Annotated in this window: 16 protein-coding genes, 1 other RNA gene and 1 pseudogene; 11 read left to right on the forward strand and 7 right to left on the reverse strand. The window is 69.5% G+C overall.

Going from position 1 to position 20,094, the window contains the following annotated elements; all coding sequences use genetic code 11:
- Window positions 1-87: 87 nt before the first annotated feature.
- Both ACPWT1_RS10075 and ACPWT1_RS10080 read right to left on the reverse strand, forming a co-directional pair.
- On the reverse strand, window positions 88-759 hold the full coding sequence (locus ACPWT1_RS10075; RefSeq protein WP_427915232.1) for a ProQ/FinO family protein: 672 nt from the start codon (window positions 757-759) through the stop codon (window positions 88-90).
- A 5-nt stretch (window positions 760-764) separates the two neighbouring features.
- Window positions 765-2,402 carry an NAD(P)/FAD-dependent oxidoreductase gene (locus tag ACPWT1_RS10080; RefSeq protein ID WP_427915233.1) on the reverse strand — a complete coding sequence of 546 codons (1,638 nt, stop codon included), beginning with the start codon at window positions 2,400-2,402 and terminating at the stop codon, window positions 765-767.
- A gap of 69 nt (window positions 2,403-2,471) precedes the next feature.
- Here ACPWT1_RS10080 and rnpB point away from each other — a divergent pair.
- Window positions 2,472-2,847: RNase P RNA component class A (gene rnpB, locus ACPWT1_RS10085), an RNA gene on the forward strand.
- 207 nt (window positions 2,848-3,054) lie between these two features.
- Here rnpB and ACPWT1_RS10090 read toward each other — a convergent pair.
- The 4 genes and pseudogenes from ACPWT1_RS10090 to ACPWT1_RS10105 all read right to left on the reverse strand — a co-directional run bounded on the left by ACPWT1_RS10090 (window position 3,055) and on the right by ACPWT1_RS10105 (window position 7,358).
- Window positions 3,055-4,137, reverse strand: coding sequence for a M48 family metallopeptidase (locus ACPWT1_RS10090; RefSeq protein ID WP_427915234.1), 1,083 nt, complete (start codon window positions 4,135-4,137; stop codon window positions 3,055-3,057).
- A complete protein-coding gene (locus ACPWT1_RS10095; RefSeq protein ID WP_427915235.1) occupies window positions 4,137-5,342 on the reverse strand; it encodes a YjgN family protein in 1,206 nt (401 codons plus the stop codon). The genes ACPWT1_RS10090 and ACPWT1_RS10095 overlap by 1 nt, the downstream gene beginning before the upstream one ends.
- A 58-nt stretch (window positions 5,343-5,400) precedes the next feature.
- Window positions 5,401-7,034: pseudogene (locus tag ACPWT1_RS10100) on the reverse strand (MBL fold metallo-hydrolase).
- Window positions 7,035-7,070: 36 nt separating this feature from the next.
- Window positions 7,071-7,358, reverse strand: coding sequence for a carboxymuconolactone decarboxylase family protein (locus tag ACPWT1_RS10105; RefSeq protein WP_427915236.1), 288 nt, complete (start codon window positions 7,356-7,358; stop codon window positions 7,071-7,073).
- A gap of 342 nt (window positions 7,359-7,700) precedes the next feature.
- Here ACPWT1_RS10105 and dapF point away from each other — a divergent pair, with 342 nt between their 5' ends.
- The 3 genes from dapF to ACPWT1_RS10120 are packed head-to-tail and all read left to right on the forward strand — an operon-like array spanning window position 7,701 to window position 10,185.
- Window positions 7,701-8,570: a diaminopimelate epimerase gene (gene dapF / locus ACPWT1_RS10110; RefSeq protein ID WP_427915237.1), complete on the forward strand. Its 870-nt coding sequence runs from the start codon at window positions 7,701-7,703 to the stop codon at window positions 8,568-8,570.
- Window positions 8,567-9,259 (forward strand): DUF484 family protein, encoded by a 693-nt coding sequence (locus ACPWT1_RS10115; protein WP_427915238.1) that lies wholly within the window; start codon window positions 8,567-8,569, stop codon window positions 9,257-9,259. Before dapF ends, ACPWT1_RS10115 begins: the two co-directional genes overlap by 4 nt.
- The gene (locus tag ACPWT1_RS10120) at window positions 9,256-10,185 is read left to right on the forward strand and encodes a tyrosine recombinase XerC (RefSeq protein ID WP_427915239.1); all 930 of its coding nucleotides are present in this window, start codon (window positions 9,256-9,258) and stop codon (window positions 10,183-10,185) included. The genes ACPWT1_RS10115 and ACPWT1_RS10120 overlap by 4 nt, the downstream gene beginning before the upstream one ends.
- 21 nt (window positions 10,186-10,206) lie before the next feature.
- On the opposite strand, the gene ACPWT1_RS10125 is transcribed toward ACPWT1_RS10120, so the two are convergent.
- Window positions 10,207-11,889 (reverse strand): sensor domain-containing diguanylate cyclase, encoded by a 1,683-nt coding sequence (locus tag ACPWT1_RS10125; RefSeq protein ID WP_427915240.1) that lies wholly within the window; start codon window positions 11,887-11,889, stop codon window positions 10,207-10,209.
- Between the two features lie 97 nt (window positions 11,890-11,986).
- Between ACPWT1_RS10125 and ACPWT1_RS10130 the strand changes: the two genes are divergently transcribed.
- The 7 genes from ACPWT1_RS10130 (at window position 11,987) to mraZ (ending at window position 20,087) form a co-directional block, all read left to right on the forward strand.
- Entirely contained in the window at window positions 11,987-13,168 is a 1,182-nt protein-coding gene (locus ACPWT1_RS10130; RefSeq protein ID WP_427915536.1) for a class I SAM-dependent rRNA methyltransferase, read from the forward strand.
- A 67-nt stretch (window positions 13,169-13,235) separates the two neighbouring features.
- On the forward strand, window positions 13,236-14,303 hold the full coding sequence (locus ACPWT1_RS10135; protein ID WP_427915241.1) for a CobW family GTP-binding protein: 1,068 nt from the start codon (window positions 13,236-13,238) through the stop codon (window positions 14,301-14,303).
- Between the two features lie 252 nt (window positions 14,304-14,555).
- Window positions 14,556-15,563: an RNA polymerase-binding protein DksA gene (gene dksA / locus ACPWT1_RS10140; protein WP_427915242.1), complete on the forward strand. Its 1,008-nt coding sequence runs from the start codon at window positions 14,556-14,558 to the stop codon at window positions 15,561-15,563.
- Between the two features lie 38 nt (window positions 15,564-15,601).
- Window positions 15,602-17,524, forward strand: a complete 1,923-nt coding sequence (locus ACPWT1_RS10145; RefSeq protein WP_427915243.1) for an STAS domain-containing protein — start codon at window positions 15,602-15,604, stop codon at window positions 17,522-17,524.
- Between the two features lie 53 nt (window positions 17,525-17,577).
- On the forward strand, window positions 17,578-18,129 hold the full coding sequence (gene hslV, locus ACPWT1_RS10150) for an ATP-dependent protease subunit HslV (protein WP_427915244.1): 552 nt from the start codon (window positions 17,578-17,580) through the stop codon (window positions 18,127-18,129).
- Window positions 18,126-19,427, forward strand: a complete 1,302-nt coding sequence (hslU, locus tag ACPWT1_RS10155; RefSeq protein WP_427915245.1) for an ATP-dependent protease ATPase subunit HslU — start codon at window positions 18,126-18,128, stop codon at window positions 19,425-19,427. The genes hslV and hslU overlap by 4 nt, the downstream gene beginning before the upstream one ends.
- 231 nt (window positions 19,428-19,658) lie before the next feature.
- Window positions 19,659-20,087 carry a division/cell wall cluster transcriptional repressor MraZ gene (gene mraZ / locus ACPWT1_RS10160; RefSeq protein ID WP_427915537.1) on the forward strand — a complete coding sequence of 143 codons (429 nt, stop codon included), beginning with the start codon at window positions 19,659-19,661 and terminating at the stop codon, window positions 20,085-20,087.
- Window positions 20,088-20,094 lie beyond the last annotated feature (7 nt).

Consider the following 20,094-nt stretch of genomic DNA (forward strand, 5'->3'; position numbering starts at 1 on the left):
GGCGGCCCGAGTCTGGCAAAAAGCCGCACGCTCGTGTGGCGTGCGTAACTGGGCCGCAATCTTTGCCGTCGCGCAGACCGCGCCGTCTCAGCCCGGCTGCACGAGTCGCGCGACTTCGGCTGGCGTCATGCCGTACATGTCGGCGAATTCATCGACGGTCTTCCCGCTGGCCTTGAACGCGCGCACCAGCGCTTCCTGTCGCGCTGTCTTCTGCCCGACCAGGACCAGGGCCTCTTCGAGCATTGCGCGGCTTGCATCATGCTGGCCGAACCGCTCGCGATAGGCATCGCGGTCCAGGCCCGATCGTTCGACCGCCGCTGCCAGTTGCACGATGGCGCGCTCGCGCGCTGCCGGCTCCTGCGGCGTCGTGCTCTTGCGCCGGTACAGCTCCAGGATCGCGTGGTGCACGTGCTCGGGCGCCACCGGCTCGACCGGCTGGCCGGCGAGGTCGTGCCGCGGCAGCCCGGTCGCGACGGCCTCCAGGTAGCGGTTCGAGCGGGTGTGCAGGCCCAGCGCCACCTTCAGCTCTTCGGCCGGCAGCTTGTCGGGGTGCGCGGCGCGCATCTCCTCGAACACGCCCAGCTTGAGCGGCAGGAAGCGGGCGCCGAACAGCGTCGGGTACAGCTCCCACAAGGTCTGCAGCAGCGGATGGGTCTGGCGCGGCGCAGGCTTCCTGCGCTTCTTCGCCGCGGCGGATGCGGCAGGCGCGCTGGCCGGTGCGGGCGCTTCGGGGGTGTCGGTGGTCGCTGGTGTCGTCATGGGATTCATTGCAGGGTCGGGGCGAGGCTGCGTGCAACGGCCTCGCCCACCTTGATGCCGTCCACGCCGGCCGACAGGATGCCGCCGGCGTAGCCCGCGCCTTCGCCGGCGGGGTAGAGGCCGCGGACGTTCAGGCTCTGGAAATCATCGCCGCGCGTGATGCGCAGCGGCGAGGAGGTGCGTGTCTCGACGCCGGTGAGCACGGCGTCGTGCCGGTCGAAGCCGGCGATCTTGCGGCCGAACGCCGGCAGCGCCTCGCGCAGCGCTTCGATGGCATACGGCGGCAGCGAAGGGTGCAGGTCGCCGAGCTTCACGCCCGGCTTGTACGAGGGCAGCACGTCGCCGAACCCGGTGGAGGGCTTGCCGGCGACGAAGTCGCCCACCAGCTGGCCGGGCGCCTCGTACGTGCTGCCGCCGAGGACGAAGGCGCGCGACTCCAGCTCGCGCTGCAGCGCGACGCCGGCGAGCGGGCCGCCAGGATAGTCCGCCGGGTCGATGGACACCACGATGCCGGCGTTGGCGTTGCGCTCGTTGCGCGAGTACTGGCTCATGCCGTTGGTGACGACGCGGTTCGGCTCGGACGTGGCCGCCACCACGGTGCCACCCGGGCACATGCAGAAGCTGTAGACCGCGCGGCCGTTGCTGGCGTGGTGCACCAGCTTGTAGTCGGCGGCGCCCAGCAGCGGGTGCCCCGCATGCCGGCCCCAGCGCGCGCGGTCGATCATCCCCTGCGGGTGCTCGATGCGGAAACCGATCGAGAACGGCTTGGCCTCCAGGAACACGCCGCGCGCGTACAGCGCCTCGAAGGTGTCGCGCGAGCTGTGCCCGAGCGCCAGCACCACGTGGTCCGCGCGCAGCTCGCTCGTGGCGCCGGTGTCCTGGTGCAGGACCTTCAGGCCGCGCAGGTGCCCGTCCTCGATCACGAAATCGGTGACGCGCTGCTGGAAGCGGATCTCGCCGCCGAGGGCGAGGATCTGCTCGCGCATGGTCTCCACCACCTTCACCAGCTTGAATGTGCCGATGTGCGGATGCGCGGCGATCAGGATCTCCTCGGGTGCGCCCGCCTTGACGAACTCGTGCATCACCTTGCGGCCCAGGTGCCGCGGGTCCTTGATCTGGCTCCACAGCTTGCCGTCGGAGAAGGTGCCGGCGCCGCCTTCGCCGAACTGCACGTTGCTCTCGGGCTGCAGCACGCGCTGGCGCCACAGGCCCCAGGTGTCCTTGGTGCGCTGGCGCACGGTCTTGCCACGCTCGAGCACGATGGGTTTGAGGCCCATCTGTGCCAGCACCAGCGCGGCGAAGATGCCGCAGGGGCCGAAGCCGATCACCACCGGACGCAACGGTGGCGCTTCGCGCGCGACCAGGGGCGGCCGCCATTCCATGTCGGGCGTGGCGGCGATGTGCGGGTGCTTCGCGTGACGCGCCAGCAAGGCGGATTCCTGGGCGGGATCGGCCAGCGTGAGGTCGACGATGAAGACGGCCAGCAGGTCGGCCTTGCGCGCATCGAAGCTGCGCTTGAAGACGGTGAGGCTGGCGATGTCGGCGGCCGGCACGCCCAGCAGGCGCGCGGCGGCTGCGAGCAGCGTGGGTTCAGGCTGCTCCGCCTGGGCGAGGGGGAGTTTGAGTTCGGAGATGCGGATCACGGCTTGTATTGATCAAGCAGTTGCCGGTGCGGCGGGATGTGCCGCGGAGCGTGCGATCATACCGGCCGTGAAGTTCGCCAGACCGCCGCTGGTGCAAGTGCCGAAAGGCCGCACTGGAGGAAGGTCCGGACTGCGCAGGGCAGCGTAGCAGGCAACACCTGTCCACCGCGAGGTGAGGATCAGAGCAACAGAGACGAGTCTGCCTTGCGGGCGGATTCGCGCCGGAGGCGCAAGCCGAAGGCACGAGTCCACCCTCCCGCAAGGCAGGGTGAAACGGGCAATCTCTACGCGCAGCAATACCAAGTAGGCCAACGTCGACCTGTGTCCCGGGGAGTTGGCGGGTAGGTAGCACCGAGCCGGTGGGGCGACCCCCGGCCCAGAGGAATGGCGGTCACGGCGCGGGCAACCGCGCCGCACAGAATCCGGCCTATGGGGAACTTCACCTTATTTCCCATTCACATCGCTGCGCGATGTGAATGTGCTTGGCTAGTCAGTCGTGGACCGGCGGAGCCGGATCCACGACTGAAGGGTGTTCGCGCTGCATGTTATTCCGCGCGAACGCCGCGCGAGCTGCGCTCGCGAAAGGGTGCAGGGCGATCGACCCGAGTGCGTCTTGCGAGCCGCTCTTGGTTAAGAGCAACCCATGCCTTGCTTACGAGCAGCCCTCGGCCTTGCCGGCGCGCAGGGCTGCGGCGCGTTCTGGTGTCTGGGGGTGGCTGCTGAGGAGCGCCGACCAGGCGGGGCCTTCGCTGCCGTGGCTGTCGATCGCCGTCAGCAGGTCCGCTGTCGGCGCGGTCGCGATGCCGGCTTCCCGCATCAACGCCAACGCGAAACAGTCGGCTTGCGCTTCGTGGCCGCGTTGGTAGGCCAGGCCGGTCAGGAGCGAGGCGCCGCTCGACACCAGTGTCGGGACGTCGCCCAGTGCCAGGCCGAGGCCGATGTTGAGCACGCCAGGTTCCACCAGCATGCGGGTCGTGTGGCGATGGGCGACGTGGCCGATCTCGTGCGCCAGCACGCCAAGCAGGGCGTCGTCGGACAGCCCGCGCGCGGCGGCCGTTTCCACCAGGCCGTCGGTCATGACGATCTGGCCGCCAGGCAGTGCGAGCGCATTGGCGCCGAGGCCGGCACGGAATGCCAGCTGGAACACAGGCGCATAGCCGCGATCGGGCCAGTGGCCCGCGCGAGCGCGCGAGGCCAGCTGGTCGAATTGGGCGCGCAACGCCTGCTGCCGTGGCACGGGCAACCGGCTGGGTCGAAGGTGCCGGCCGTCCAGGTCACGCAGCGCGCGTTCGGACAAGCCGATCTCCCAGGCCAGGGGCACGTGCGCCGTGAGCCGGGTGGCGGCCCACGGCGTGCCCCAGTGGTAGAAGGCCGCGAGCGCAGCCAAGGCCATCACGCAGGCGCCGGCGAGCACCGTCCACCGCGTCTGCATGCGCGGCGCCAACGTGGGCCGGTGGCCGGCGGCTGCTTGCGCGCGGTGCCACAGCGAGCCGTCGTCCACCTGCAGGCTGCCATGCCGACCGAGGTCCACCGCCAGCGGCTTGGGCCTGGCTTGCGTGCTCCATGACTCCGGCCATCGCACCTCGCGCGGACCCAGTTCGAGCAGGTGCGTGCCGGTACCCAGTTGCAGCAGCCTGAGGACGGGTCCGCGCGGCGAGCCCGACAGCGCGACATGCACCAGCTGGCCTGCGCTGCTGCGGCCGTCGAACCAGCGCGCGTGGAACGCGCGGTCCATCAGCCGACCAGGTCGAGGCCCATGGCGCCGGCCACCGCGTCACCCAGCGCCTGTTCCTCGCGCGCGAGCTGGCCGGCCAGCTGGTCGAGGCCACCCTTCACGTGCAGGCTGACCGACTCGGCGCGCATGCGGTATTCGCTGACCAGCGCGAACGGCCGGTAGAGGCCGAGCGTCAGGAGCGTCAGCAGCACGTTCCGCAGGCGCAGGGTCACGTACCGGCGCACACGCAGGCGCGACTTGAAGCGCGCGATGCGGCTCACGCCGATGTTGTTCCACACCAGGCGGAACACCCGGGCCTGACGGTAGGCGCGTGCCGGGGCGGAGGCGGCGACCAGCAGCAGGATGGCTGCGAGCGGCACCAGTGCGACGAGGGCGATCTTCGCCCCTGCGCCGCTGCCGCGCACCGCGCCGATCGCGAAGAAGGCGAGCACGCCGGCGACGGCACTCGCGACCAGCACGCAGGCAAGGAACAGTCCGGCGGCCGCCAGCCAGATGCGGAAGAAGTCCGACAGCTCGGGCTTCCAGCGGCCCGGCTGGCCGCCGACGCGACCGTGCAGGACGACCAGGCACTTGGCCTGGTAGTCGAGCACCACGGTGGCGATGACGCTGAGCAGCGTGCCGCCGCCCAGGACGGCGAAGAGGACCGCGATCTCGCCGGAGGAAGGCGCAACCCTGGAGGCACGGTCGTGCGGCGCGATCGTTGCCATCGTGGTCGACACCCCGATCCAGACGATCGCCATGACGAGCATCGGCCATGCCGCGCGGTACACCTGCGGCCAAGTGGCGGCGAACTGCAGCCGCACGCCGCGCCAGCGGGTGCTGCTCATGCGAAAGCGCATGGCACTGGCCCAGAAGTACGGCGCCAGCACCGCACCGCCGACCAGCATCAGCGCGGTGGCGACCTGCTGGTCGCTCCCGGCGGCGAGGTTGAACGCGATGTACAGGCCGACCAGCAGGAGGAATCCCAGCAGCATGCGGCCGCCGGTGACCGTGAACTCGAGCGGGCTGCCCGCCACGACGGTGTGGCTGTAGAAGTAGCGGGCGGTGCGGCGGCGCGCGAAGGGCGTGTACAGCCCCAGCGTCACGACGGTCAGCAGCAGGTTGACGATCCAGACCCGGAAGTACTCGGCGCCGCTGCCGGTGAATTCGACCCGGTGCGCGTCGATGCCCGTGTGCATCCGCGCGAGGCGGGCACCTTCATCCATCCCCATCTTCGACCCCTCGCTCCACTTTTCGGCCAGTGTAGCGAGGGCCTTCCGGGGATCAATGCAGCAGGTCGAGGGCGCGGATGCGGTCGACGTGCGCCAGCAACGACCGCAGCGCCAGGGGCCACACGGCCTCGGGCGTGTCGTCGTAGGCGAGGGGCACCCAGTCTTCGGGCCTGCCTTCCGGGCGCGCCCGCATGGCGGCAACCACCTTCGCTTCGCGCTGCAAGCGGTGCAGCTTCAGGCGGGCGATGGCTTCCGGTGCGAACCCGAGCACGTGGCCATGCGCGGGCAGGATGAACTCGATGGCGTGCTCGCGGCACGCGGCGGTCAGGCGGTCCAGCGAGTCCAGGTACGCGGTCATGTCGCCGTCGGGCGGGCTGACCATGGTGGTGCTGCCATTGAGCACGTGGTCGCCCGAGAACAGCAGGCCGTCCTCGCGCAGCACCAGGCACAGGTGGTTGGACGCATGACCCGGTGTGTGGATGACCTGCAGCGTGTGCGTTGTGCCCTCGCCTTGCACCTGCAGCAGCTCGCCGTCGGCCAGCTCGCGGTCCGGCGTGAACTGGCTGTCGGGGCGCGAGGTCGGCCGCGACGGCAGGCCCAGGATCGGCGGCTTCGTCGGGCACATGGCCTGCAGCGGCCGCGCGCCGGGCGAATGGTCCGGATGCGAGTGCGTGCAGGCGATCAGGCGGATGTCGCCGCCGGTGGCCGCGTGGATCCGCTGCAGGTGCGCGGCATCGTTCGGAACGGGTCGATGACGATGAAGCCGGTGGCCGCATCGCCCACGATGTAGCTGTTGGTGCCGGGCCCGGTCATCACGCTGGCATTCGGCGCGGTGAGCCGCCGCAGGTTCCTCAGCAGGGAGACCGGCTGGTCGCGCCGCCAGTCGAGCGCGTGCAGGATCTGGCCGTCGGGGCACACCAGCGCGAGCTCGCCATAGGGCGCCTCGTGTTCCATGTAGCGCGCCTCCTTGCCGGCCAGCAGGCCGGCACGCGGGCAGCTGGTCCACAGCGGCTGCTCGCTCGCGCAGGCGGCCAGCACCTCGTCGACGCTCCCGAATCCGCGCAGCCGCTCCAGCGTGCGGATGGTGGGGAAGATCATGAAGAACTGCTTCGCGCGATGGCGCTCCAGCGCCTCGGCCGGCCGGATCCACAGCGGCTCGAACTGCTCGGCTTCGTCGGCCACCGGCTCCTGGTCCTGCGGCATGCCTGCAACCAGGAACGGCACGTCGAAGCGGCGCGGCAGGTCGCGGTCGGTGATCCAGTGCGCCAGCACGAACACCTGGTCGGCGGCAAGCGTGAGGCCGCGCGCCTGGCATTGCGCCGCGAATGGCGCGTGCCGATCGAGTGCCGCGATGTCGGAATGGTCCGCCGGACTGCCGTCGGCGCGCCGCGCGAGCAGCACGCCCAGCTCCTCGAAGCTCTCGCGAATGGCGGCGATGGCCTGCGTGAGGCGCAGGTCGTCCTGCGTCGGGCGCCGCGCGGCGATCGCATGCGCCTGCGCGTCGGCGGCATCGATGCCGCCGCCGGGAAAGACATAGGCGCCGGGCGCGAAGCTCGCGGTGGGCGAGCGGCGCGTCATCAGGACCTCGGGGCCGCGCGGCGTGTCGCGCATCAGCAGGACGGTGGCGGCAGGGCGCGTGGCGACGGGTTCACGCTGGGGGTGCAGCAGTTGCGCGGCTCTGACCATCGGCGGATTACAGCATGGCGATTCGAGGCCGGCCGCTCAGGTTTCCGGCGTCACGCCCAGTGCGACGAGGAACCGCGCGACCATGTTGTAGGTGGCGATCGCGGCGGTGATCTCCACCAGCTCGGTCGTGCCGAACCGCTCCTGCATCTGCGCGAAGAGGGCGTCGTCGACCTTCACGCGCTGCGTCATCTGCGCGGCGTAGCGCGCCACCAGGGCCTCGTCGCCGGACAGCATGGTGGGCAGCGCGTCGGGCTGGCGGCAGAACGCCTGCAATCCCTCGAGCTCGGACCTGCGTGCCACCTGCGGCGAGGAAATCGGGCGCATGGTGGTGGTACTCGTACGTTGCGCCGGTGAGCAGGGCCACCGTGCAAATGCCCAGCTCGCGCAGCTTGCGGCTGGTGGGCAGCTCGCTGCGCACGGCCTTCAGGTAGACGTTCCAGCCGCGTGCGAGCGGCTCGCTCCACAGCAGGGCCTTGTCGAGGTTCAGCAGGGCTCCGCCGCGGCGGGCCAGGATGGCGTCGAGCAGGTCCTGCGGCTGCGGCCTGGCTTGCGGGGTCCAGTCGGGAATGCGCATGGTGCGGCGTGGCGTGGTGGGGATGCGTCAGAGCATAGGCATCGCGCCGGCGGCGCAGGAGCGGGCAGACCCGCAGCGCCGATAATGGCGCGATGCGGATCCGCTTCACCAAGATGCAGGGCGCGGGCAACGACTTCGTCGTGCTCGACGAGACCGCGGGCCGCCTCGATCTCTCGCCGCGCCAGTACCAGTGGCTGGCCGACCGGCACTTCGGAGTGGGCGCCGACCAGATCCTCTCGGTGCGGCCGGCGCCGGATGCAGGCGTCGACTTCGAGTACGTGATCCACAACGCCGACGGCGGCGAAGTCGAGCATTGCGGCAACGGCGCGCGCTGCTTCGTGCGCTACGTGCGCGAGCATGGCCTCACGGACAAGCGAACCATTCGTGTGCGCACCGTCAACCAGGTGCTGGAACTGAGCGAACGCCCGGATGGGCGCGTCACGGTCGACATGGGCGCGCCCATCTTCGACCTGTCTGCGGTTCCCTTCGACGCCACGGCGCTGCAGCCGCGGCGCCAGGGCGACTGGCAGGTGTGGCCCCTGGACCTGGGCGCGGGCACGCAGCCGTCCCGTGTCGATGTTGCGGTGCTGTCCATGGGCAACCCGCATGCGGTGCAGGTCGTGCCCGACGTCGATACCGCGCCCGTCACCACGCAAGGCCCGCTCGTCGAGCACCACCCCAGCTTTCCACGCCGCGTCAACGCCGGCTACCTGCAGGTCATCGACCGCGGCCATGTGCGCCTGCGCGTCTGGGAACGCGGCGCCGGCGAGACGCTGGCCTGCGGCACGGGCGCCTGCGCCGCCGTCGTGGCGGGCATCCGCCTCGGGCTGCTCGATGCGCGCGTGGACGTGCTGACCCACGGCGGCGTGCTGACCATCGAGTGGGCTGGTGGCAAGGCACCGGTGCGCATGACCGGCCCGGCCGTGACGGTGTTCGAAGGCGAGATCGAGATCCCCGAATGACGACATCCATGACTCCCCTCACCGAGGACGACATCGCCAACTACCTGGCGAACTCGCCCGACTTCTTCGTCCGCCATGCCGAACTGCTGGCCAGCGTGCAGCTGACCAGTCCGCACGGCAACCGGGCGGTGAGCCTGCAGGAGCGGCAGGCCGGGATGCTGCGCGACAAGATCAAGGCGCTGGAGCACCGCATCATGGACATGGTGCGGCACGGCAGCGAGAACATGGTGATCGCCGACCGCCTGCACCGCTGGACCCGCAGCCTGATGCTGGTGCGCGACCCGGCGGCGCTGCCCAAGGTGCTGGTGTCCGAGCTGATTGCCCAATTCCAGGTGCCGCAGGCGGCGATCAGGATCTGGGATGTGTCGGCCGACTATGCCTTCGAGGGATTCGCGGCCGACGTGAGCGACGACGCCAAGACCTTTGCCTCGTCGATCACGCAGCCGTACTGCGGCGTGAACTCCGGCTTCGAGGCGGTGAACTGGCTCGACGACACCGCGATGGCGATGTCGGTGGCGCTGATCCCGCTGCGTGACGGGCCGGTGCAGAACGCGTCGCGCGCCTTCGGCATGCTGGTGCTGGCCTCGCCCGACCCGCAGCGGTTCGCGGCCGGCATGGGCACCGATTTCCTAGAGCGCATCGCCGAACTGGCGTCCGCCTCGCTCTCGCGGCTGCGCGACCCTCAATGACCGTCGACGCCGACGCGGCCCTGGTCGAGCGCTACCTCGAACATGTCCGCGTGGGCAAGCGCCTCGCGCAGCGCACGGTGGAACTCTATGCGCTCGATCTGCAGAAGCTGCTGGACAACGCGCAGGTCGCGGGCGTGCCGCTGGCGCGGGTGCAGGCCGTGCACGTGCGGCGCTGGGTGGCGCAGATGCACGGCGCCGGGCGAGGCGGCCGCGGGATCGCGCTGATCCTCTCGGGCTGGCGCGGCTTCTACCGCTGGCTGGGGCTGCAGGACCTGGTGGGCAGCAACCCGGTGCAGGACATCAAGGCGCCGAAGTCGCCGCGTCCGCTGCCGAAGGCCCTCGGCGTCGACGACGCGATGCGGCTGGCCGACCACGATGACGACGATGCGGATCCGTTGCTGGAGGCACGCGACGTCGCGATCGTGGAATTGCTGTATGGCTGCGGGCTGCGCGTGGGCGAGCTGGTCGGCCTCGATGCCGTGGCCAGCGGCACGGCGCGCGGCTGGATCGACCTGGATGCCGGCGAGGCACACGTGCTGGGCAAGGGCAGCAAGCGGCGTGCGGTGCCGATCGGGCACAAGGCCGTCGAGGCGTTGCAGGCCTGGCTGGCCTTGCGACCGCAGCTGGCGGGCAACGACCCGGCGCTGTTCGTGGGCCGCGGCGGCAAGCGGCTGAGCGCGCAGTCGGTGTGGCTGCGGCTGCGGCGGCGCAGTGGGCAAGCGGGGCTGGCCACGCCGGTGCACCCGCACATGCTGCGCCATTCGTTCGCCAGCCACGTGCTGCAGTCCAGCGGCGACCTGCGCGCGGTGCAGGAGCTGCTGGGGCACGCGAACATCGCCACGACGCAGGTCTACACGCGGCTGGACTTCCAGCACCTGGCCAGGGCCTACGACGCCGCGCACCCGCGCGCCCATCGCAAGCGCTAGCGAACGGTCGGGGCAGGACGCTCAGGCGCCGAGCGTGAACACGGCGCGCCTGCTGTCGGCAGGGGCCATTGCCAGCATCGCGCCGAGCTTGTCCACGACCAGCTGCGCCTCGCCGGCGCCGGGCAGGAACCCCTGGGCCACGCGCACCTGCGGCACCCAGTCGAGCGGCTTGCCCTCGAACGGCATCAGGCAGCGGGCGATCACCTTGGCGCCGGTGCCCAGGGCTTCCTGGCGGACCAGCGGACCTTCCACCAGCACGCCGAAACGATGTTCGGAGAGCCGCGCCACCGTGTCGATCTCGCGCGCGAAGGACAGAAGACGGGAGGCGACGCGCAGTGGCAGTTCCTCGGCGGCGCGGCGGTCGAAGTCGCGCCGGATCTGCTCGGCGTTGACCACGTCGATCAGCAGCACCAGGCTTTCCTGCTTCAGGCGGGTGCTGCGCGCGATGAGCCGCGCCAGCCGCGCCTGGAACACCTGGGCGTTGACCAGGCCGGTGGCCGGATCGATGCGCTGGAAGCGGTGGATGCGGCGCGTGTTCTCGACGCGATCCTGCGCGCGCAGGCCCAGCACCATCAGCAGGATCGGCAGGTCCACGGCGATCCCGAGCAGCATGCCGTTGGTGGTCCAGAACCCGACCGACAGCAGGCCCAGCGCACGTGCCATCGGCAGCGAGGCGCCGATCCCCATCGGCAGCATCCCCATCAGCAGCCAGCCGGCGTGGCGGTCGCCGCGCATCGCCGCCCATGCCAGGACGGCGATGCCGCTGACGACCGCGATGAGGACGGTGGGCACCATCAGCCGCATGCGCATGCCGGGCTCCGCGACCAGCACCAGGGCGGCGACGGCGAGGCACACCGCCGAGAGCACCGAGAACAGCAGGTGCAGCCGCTTCGAGCGCTGCGGCAGCGAGACCAGGGCCGAGAGGAACGAGAGCAGCACGGCGACCGCGGCGATCGGCAGGGCCACCACCGAGACGTTGTTCCACCAGGGGTTGGTGGGCCAGAGGTGCAGCCCGGCGACGCCCGTGACCGCGGCCTGGGAGAGCCCCATGAGCGACACCGCGAGGCCATACCAGCCGAACACCGCATCGCGCAGCCAGACACCGGTGGCAGCGGCGAGCACGACAGACAGGGCGACCAGCCCGAAGTAGATGCCCAGGAAGAGGGCGGTGCGCTGTTCCTGCCGGAGCAGCTCGCGTTCGCTGGTGAAGACCAGGGGTGCGCTGAAGCTGACGGTGTTCTCGATGCGGACGAAGAACTCCTGCGAACTGCCGGGCGTCAGCGCGAGCGGCAGCACGGGATGGCGGTGCGGCACCGGCCAGCTGGCCACTGCGAGGGTGTCGCCCGCCGTGCGCTCGATCCAGCGCGACGCACTGTCGGCCGCGTAGACCGTGACGCGGTCGACCGCGGAATAGGGCACCTCCAGCCACCAGCGCTGGCTGTCGTCGGTTTCGCCGAGCGTGAAGCGCAGCCAGAGCGCCTTGCCGGGCCGCAAGCGATGCACCATGCCCGCGCTGGTCGGGCGCCAGCCGATGTTGTTCGGGCCGGCGACCTGGTCGATGCCGGCGCTGCCGGTCGGGTCGATCCAGTACTGGCCCTCGCCCCCAAGGGTGACGCGACCGACCTCCGGGTCGAGCAGCAGCATCCGGTCGGCCGCGAAGGCCGGGCCGATGCAGGCCACGCACAGGATGAACGCCGCGCGCACGACCGTGCGCCACCAATTGCTGCTGCCCGTCACGCCACCAGCCCTCTCACTGCTGTTGAGTTCGGGCCATTGTCGCCGGGGGTTGGACAATCCACCCATGAAATCCGTCCGCCTTCGGCCCGGCAAGGAGCGTTCGTTGCAACGCCGCCATCCCTGGATCTTTGAATCGGCCATCGCCAAGGGCGGTGGCGACCCGGGCGAGACGGTGCGCATCGAGGCGCACGACGGTTCGTTCCTCGCGTGGGCCGCGTTCAGTCCCGCCTCGCGCATCCGCGCCCGCTGCTGGAGCTTCGAGGAAGGCCAGCGCATCGACGCGGCGTTTTTCCGCGCGGCGGTCGCCGCCGCCGTGCGGGCGCGGGCGCGCTTTGCGATCGACAGCGACGCGATGCGGCTGGTGCACGGGGAATCGGACGGCCTGCCGGGCCTGATCGTGGACCGCTATGGCGACACGCTGGTGGCCCAGTTCCTGTCTGCCGGCGTGCAGCGCTGGAAGGCGGTGCTGGCCGATGCCCTGCTCGCGGAGACCGGCCTGGCGCGCCTGTACGAGCGTTCGGACACCAGCTCCCGTGCGCTCGAGGGCCTGCCCGAGGAGCGCGGCTGGCTGCGCGGCGACGGGCCGACCGAGCTGGAGATCCGCGAGCACGGCTGGCGGCTGTCGCTGGACATCGCCACCGGCCACAAGACCGGCTTCTACCTCGACCAGCGGGATAGCCGCGGGCTGTTCGCGCGCGAAGCGCGGCGGCTTGGCTTCCAGCGCGTTCTGAATTGCTACTGCTACACCGGCGGCTTCACGGTGGCCGCGCTGGCAGGAGGCGCTGCGCACGTCACGTCCATCGATTCTTCGCAACCGGCGCTGGAGCGGGCACGAGCGCACGTGGCCCTCAACGGCTTCGAGGCCGACCGCGCCGAGTTCCTGGATGCCGACGTCAACGCGAGCCTGCGCCGCTTCATCGAGGAGGGCCGCCGGTTCGACGCGATCGTGCTCGATCCGCCCAAGCTGGCACCCACGGCCGCGCATGCGGAAAGGGCGGCCCGCGCCTACAAGGACATCAACCGGCTCGCCTTCAAGCTGCTGGAGCCCGGCGGCGTGCTGTTCACCTACTCCTGCTCGGGTGGGATCAGCGCCGACCTGTTCCACAAGATCGTCGCCTCGGCCGCCATCGATGCCGGGGTGGACGGTTACGTCACGGCGCGGCTGGCCGGCGCGCCAGACCACCCGATGACTCTGGTGTTCCCGGAAGGCGAATACCTCAAGGGCCTGGCGATCGTGCGCCGATGAACCGCGGGCCGCGCGGGCTTCGGTCCTCCGCTACACTGCCGCCCCTTTCGCCGGAACCCGCACCGCCATGGCCCTCATCCCCGCCACCATCCTCACCGGCTTCCTCGGCTCGGGGAAGACCACCCTGCTCAAGCGCGTGCTCAGCGAGGCGCACGGGCAGAAGATCGCCGTCATCGAGAACGAGTTCGGCGAGGAGAACATCGACAGCGACATCCTGGTGACCGAGTCCAAGGAGCAGATCGTCCAGATGAGCAACGGCTGCATCTGCTGCACGATCCGCGAGGACCTGCGCGCCACGCTCCAGCTGCTGGCGGCCAAGAAGCGCAAGGGCATGCTCGACTTCGACCGCGTGGTGATCGAGACCACCGGCCTCGCCGACCCCGGCCCCGTGGCGCAGACCTTCTTCATGGATGACGAGATCGCCGAGACCTACCTGCTCGACTCGATCCTCACGCTGGTGGACGCCAAGCACGCGGCCCAGCAGCTGAACGACCGGCAGGAAGCGCGCCGGCAGGTCGGGTTCGCCGACCAGATCTTCGTCAGCAAGACCGACCTGGTGGCCAAGGACGAGGCGGACGCGCTGATGCACCGCCTCAAGCACATGAACCCGCGGGCGCCGCAGAAGGCCGTGCACTTCGGCGAGGTCGGGCTGGGCGAGGTGTTCGACCTGCGCGGCTTCAACCTCAACGCCAAGCTCGACATCGATCCGGATTTCCTGAAGGAGGACGAGCACGATCATGACCATGCGCACGGCCACGACCATGACCACGAGCATGGCGAGCACTGCAGCCACCCGTCCCACGCCCACGAAGGCCACGGTCACCACCACCACGTGGACGACGACGTCAAGAGCTTCGTGTTCAGGTCCGATCGGCCGTTCGATCCGGCCCGGCTGGAGGACTTCCTCGGAGCGGTGGTCAACATCTACGGCCCCCGCATGCTGCGCTACAAGGGCGTGCTGAACATGAAGGGCACCGAGCGCAAGGTGATCTTCCAGGGCGTGCACCAGCTGATGGGCAGCGATCTCGGGCCGGCCTGGGCCGAGGGCGAGACCCGCACCAGCAAGATGGTGTTCATCGGCATCGACCTGCCGCGGGACATCTTCCTGCAGGGGCTGGAGCAGTGCCTGTCGTGATCGCTGCGAAGCGGCCGGCCCGGGGGCCCGGGGCGGTTCACTGTCGCGCTTTTGCCATACGTGATGCCGGCCCGCGTGCCCCCGTTGGCAACCTGTGGCGCCCCTGCGGCGCCCCGTCCGCCAAATCCCTCATCCATGGTCTGTCGTACCCGACAATCAGGGTATAACTCGCACCGATGAAGGTCACCCCCCAGAACAGACGCTCACCGGGAGCCCGCAGGCCCGCGTGCGCGCGATGAGGAGAAGACGGACGTGAAGCCCCAGCCCAAGGCGCCCGCGAAGGCGGCCAAAGCAGCTCCCAAAGCCAAGGCCCGCCCCGCGGCGAAATCCGCGTCCAAGACGGTGAAACCAGTCGCCAAGGCGGCCGCCAAGAAGCCGGCGGCCAAGAAGACCGCGCCCGCGAAGAAGCCCGCAGCCAAGGCCGCCAAGCCAGTTGCCAAGGTGCCCGCGAAGAAGGCGGCGCCGGCCAAGGTGCCGGCCAGGAAGGCCGCGCCGGCTCCAGTGCCGGCGAAGAAATCCCCGTCCACCGCCGTGAAAGCGCCCGTCGCCCCCAAGGCGGCGCCCGCCCCGGCGAGTGCCAAGCCAACACCCGTAGCGGCGGCACCGGCTCCCCAGCCGGCGCCCGCCAAGCCCCTGCCGGCCCCCGCGCCGGGCACGCCCGCCCGCGCGACCAGGCCGTCGGCCCGGCTGGCGCAGATCACCGTGCCCTCGATGGCGCAGTCGGTCGCGTCCACCGCCCCCAAGGCCAGCTACGTCAAGACCTCCACATCCTCCGTGCTCACTCCCCCGCCCCTCGTCAACATCAAGAAAGATCCGAAGCTCGCCAACAACTGGAAGTCCAAATCGGCCGACGAACTGTCGGACGAGGAGGTGCTGGCGATGCCCGATTCGGAGTACATGAACGACAAGCAGATGGCGTTCTTCCGGCGCAAGCTGGTGCAGTTGAAGCAGGACATCCTGAACAACGCCGGCGAGACCACCGAGCACCTGCGCGAGGACACCGTCATCGTCCCCGATCCGGCCGACCGCGCCACGATCGAGGAGGAGCACGCCCTGGAACTGCGCACCCGCGACCGCGAGCGCAAGCTGCTCAAGAAGATCGAGCAGTCGATCGCCCGCATTGATGCCGGTGACTACGGCTATTGCGACGAGACCGGCGAGCCGATCGGCGTCGGCCGGCTGCTCGCGCGCCCGACCGCCACCCTGTCGCTCGAGGCGCAGCAGCGCCGCGAGTTGAAGCAGAAGATGTTCGGCGACTGATCGCCCGCATCCCGCGCCAGCAGCACCACGACGCACCGATGCCCAAGGACGACACCCGCGGCGGACTTCTTTCGAAGGTGGTGAATTTCGTCCGCAGCCCGGGTTCGGGCTGGTCGGACGCGGAGCAGGATTCCGACCGCGAGAGCTCGTACTCCAAGCAGATGCTCAAGGAGATGATCGAGCGCAAGCGGCGCAACGACTTCGTGCGCAAGCGCGAGTTCGACATGCTGCGCAAGATGCGCCGCAGCGAGGTGATGGCCGGCCAGGATCCAGGGGCCCGGCCTTCGTTCTTCCAGAGCTCGCTGCCCTCCAAGCCCGACGACCGCGCCACGACGCTGAAGAAGATCGACGAGATCGAGGCGCAGATGTCGATGCAGTGGTGGAAGAACAAGAACGGCGATGCCCGCACCGTGGGCAGCAGCACCAACTTCCCCGTGTCGTCGCACATGCCGCCGGACTCGCAGCCGCGACCGTCGCCCGTCGCGGGTCCGCAGGCGGGCGTGCGGGCACCGGTGTCGGCGATGGCGCTGCCGGCGCACCTCGCTGCGCAGCCGGGCAGCTACGAGAAGACCGAACCGCTGCCGCTGGCCGCGCGAACGTCGACGGCGGGCGGCGAGCCTGCAGTGGCCAAGCCTGCCGCTGGCAGGCCCGCAGCCGCTGCTGCGCCGCGCACGCCCCCACCGATGCCCCCGGTGCTGACCGAGGTCATCCCGCCGGTGGCCACGGCGCCGGCGCCGCTGCGCCCGGAGCTGCCGCCTTTGCAGATGCCGGCGGCCGCGCCCGACACCAACAACGGCCCGAGCAGCTTCACGACGTCCAAGTTCGTCGCCTACGAGGTCGATGAATTCGCGCACGACCCGGAGCTGGAGGAAGCCGCCATCCGCTTCGCGAACGGCGACGACTCGGGCGCCGAGGCGGGCCTGATGGAGGTGCTCGGCCCGGGCGGCTCGCGCATCGGCCACGACGAGACCTGGCTCACGCTGTTCGACCTGTACCGCGCCACCGGCCAGCAGGACCGCTTTGAGACGGCGGCCATCGACTTCGCCAATCGCTTCGGCCGGTCGGCCCCGCAGTGGATGTCGTTGCCCGAGGCGGTCGGCCGCATGGGCAGCGCGCAGGCAGGTCCCGGCCCTTCGCCGAACGCGCAGGTGGCGGACTGGAATTCGCCCAGCAACTTCGGCACCCAGTCGCTCGCGACGCTCAATGCCGCGCTCGGTCGGGCGGCGCAACCCTGGCGCCTGTCCTGGGTCAAGCTCACCTCGATCGACGAGCCCGCCATCGATCCGCTCACCCGGCTGTTCAGCGGTTGGGCCTCGCAGCAGGTGCAGTTGCGCTTCATCGGCGCCGACAAGCTCGAGGCCGTGTTGCGCAACGCCACGCCGTCGGGTGACAAGAACGTGAATCCGGCCTGGTGGAAGCTGCGCCTGGAAGTCCTGCGCGTGATGCACCGGCCCGACGAGTTCGAGCTGGTCGCGCTGGACTACTGCGTGACGTACGAGGTGTCGCCTCCCTCCTGGGAAAGCGCGCGCTGCGAGTACAAGGCCCTGCAGCCGGACGGCAGCTATGCCGGCGGCCACACCATCGTGGGCGAGGTCTACCGCGACTCGATGGCGTCCGGGCTGGCCACCAACGGCTATGGCGACACGCAGACGGTCGGCCTGAACTCACAGCAGGTGGCGCAGGTGGCCACCGTCGAACTCGCCGGGCACATCCTCGGTGATGCCACCGAGGCCGTCACCCTGCTGGAGCAGCGCCTGAGCGGTGCCGACGTGATGGTGATCTCCTGCGCGCGGCTGGTGCGCATCGATTTCACTGCTGCCGGCTCCGTGCTCAACTGGGTGAGCGCGCGCCAGTCGGAAGGCCGGCAGGTGCAGTTCGTCGAGGTGCATCGGCTGGTGGCCGCGTTCTTCAACGTCATCGGCATCGGCGAACACGCGCGCATCATCGCCAGGCGCGACTAGACGGCCTGGACAGTCCGGCTTGCAAAGCCCTGGTCGGCCCCCATGTGGCGCCGATGGACCAATTCCACGGAACGACGATCGTGAGCGTCCGGCGCAAGATGCCGGATGGTCGCTGGCAGGTCGCCATTGGCGGCGACGGACAGGTGACCCTGGGCAACGTGGTTGTGAAGGGCTCGGCGCGCAAGGTGCGCAAGCTCTACCACGACAAGGTGCTAGCGGGCTTCGCCGGTGCCACTGCCGATGCATTCACCCTCTTTGAACGCTTCGAGGCCAAGCTCGAGAAGCACCAGGGACACCTGGTGCGCTCGGCCATCGAGCTGACGAAGGACTGGCGCACGGACCGCGTGCTGCGCCGGCTGGAGGCCATGCTGGCCGTCGCCGATCGCGACGCGTCGCTCATCATCACCGGCAACGGCGACGTGCTCGAACCCGAGCACGGGATCATCGCCATTGGGTCCGGAGGCTCGTACGCCCAGGCCGCGGCCAAGGCGCTGCTCGACAACACGGAGCTGCCCGCGCGTGACATGGTGAAGAAATCGCTCGAAATCGCCGGCGAGCTCTGCATCTACACGAACATGCATCACACGATCGAGGTGCTGGAATGAGCGCGATGACTCCCCAGGAAATCGTCTCCGAGCTCGACCGGCACATCGTCGGCCAGGCGCAAGCCAAGCGTGCCGTGGCCATTGCGCTGCGCAACCGCTGGCGGCGCCAGCAGGTCGACGAGAAGCTGCGGCCGGAGATCACGCCCAAGAACATCCTGATGATCGGGCCCACCGGCGTGGGCAAGACCGAGATCGCACGCCGTCTGGCGCGGCTGGCCGACGCGCCCTTCATCAAGGTGGAAGCCACCAAGTTCACCGAGGTGGGCTACGTGGGCAAGGACGTGGATTCGATCGTGCGCGACCTGGCCGAGATCGCGGTGAAGCAGACCCGCGTGGCCGAGATGCGCAAGGTGCGCACGCGCGCGGAGGATGCCGCCGAGGAGCGCGTGCTCGACATCCTCGTGCCGGGCGTGGCGTCCGACAGCGCGGCCCGCCAGTCGTTCCGCAAGAAGCTGCGCGAGGGCCAGCTCGATGACAAGGACATCGAGATCGACCTGGCCGAGGCGAACAAGCAGCTGGAGATCATGGGTCCCGCCGGCATGGAGGAGATGACCGAGCAGTTGCGCGGCATGTTCAGCCAGTTCGGCAACCAGCGGCGCAAGACGCGCAAGCTGAAGATCGGCGAGGCGATGAAGCTGCTGGTCGACGAGGAGGCCGGCAAGCTGGTGAACGAGGACGAGATCCGCACGCAGGCGATCCACAACGCCGAGCAGAACGGCATCGTCTTCATCGACGAGATCGACAAGGTGGCTTCGCGCAGCGAGACCTCGGGTGCCGACGTCTCGCGCCAGGGCGTGCAGCGCGACCTGCTGCCGCTGGTGGAGGGCACGACGGTGTCCACCAAGTACGGGCCGGTGCGCACCGACCACATCCTGTTCATCGCGAGCGGCGCGTTCCATCTTTCGAAGCCCAGCGACCTGATCCCGGAACTGCAGGGACGCTTGCCGATCCGCGTCGAGCTGCAGTCGCTCTCGGTCGAGGATTTCGAAGCCATCCTCACCAGCACGCACGCGTCGCTGGTGAAGCAGTACCAGGCGCTGCTCGGCACCGAGGGCGTGCAACTCGCCTTCGCGCCCGAAGGCATCCGGCGCCTGGCGCACATCGCCTTCGAGGTGAACGAGCGAACCGAAAACATCGGCGCGCGCCGGCTCTCCACCGTGATGGAGCGCCTGCTCGACGACGTGAGCTTCGAGGCGACGCGGCTGGAAGGGCAGACCGTCACCATCGACGCAGCCTACGTCGACGCCCGCTTGGCCGACCTGAGTCGCAACGAGGACCTGTCCCGCTACATCCTGTGAATGGTTACGACCCTCAAGTGCCACATTCACAGGCCGAGCTAAGTGCTTCATTTAGAACGCTTTTGGACGCCGTCGAGCTGGCAGAATCCGTTCTAAGTCGTTGATTCCATTGGAGATTTCGCGTGAGCGAGTGCTTGCGCAGCTGAGTTTTCCTGCTACAGTGCAAAAAAGTGCAGTTAAGTGGGAAAAGGTGCCTTCGCACGCCACTTCGCACGGCAGGCAAACACAGCAGTGTTTCAAGGCGCGTCGTCGGTCAGTCTCGATGCCAAGGGTCGGCTTTCCGTGCCGACCCGGCATCGCGACGTCCTGTCCGCCACTGCCAGCAACCAGCTGACCATCACGAGGCATCCGCATGGGTGCCTGATGATCTTCCCGCGCCCCGAGTGGGAGAAATTTCGCGCCCGTATCGCGGAGTTACCGATGTCGGCGCAGTGGTGGAAGAGAATCTTCCTGGGCAACGCGATGGACGTTGAGCTCGACGGCACCGGCCGCGTGCTCGTCTCTCCCGAATTGCGCGCGGCTGCCGGCATCGAACGCGACACCATGCTGCTGGGCATGGGCAACCACTTCGAACTCTGGGACAAGGCGACCTACGAGGCCAAGGAGGCCGAGGCCATCGCCGGCGACATGCCGGACGTGTTCAAGGACTTCTCTTTCTGAGTACCGG

Source organism: Ramlibacter sp. MMS24-I3-19, assembly GCF_050320135.1.
Taxonomy (GTDB): Bacteria; Pseudomonadota; Gammaproteobacteria; order Burkholderiales; family Burkholderiaceae_C; genus Ramlibacter.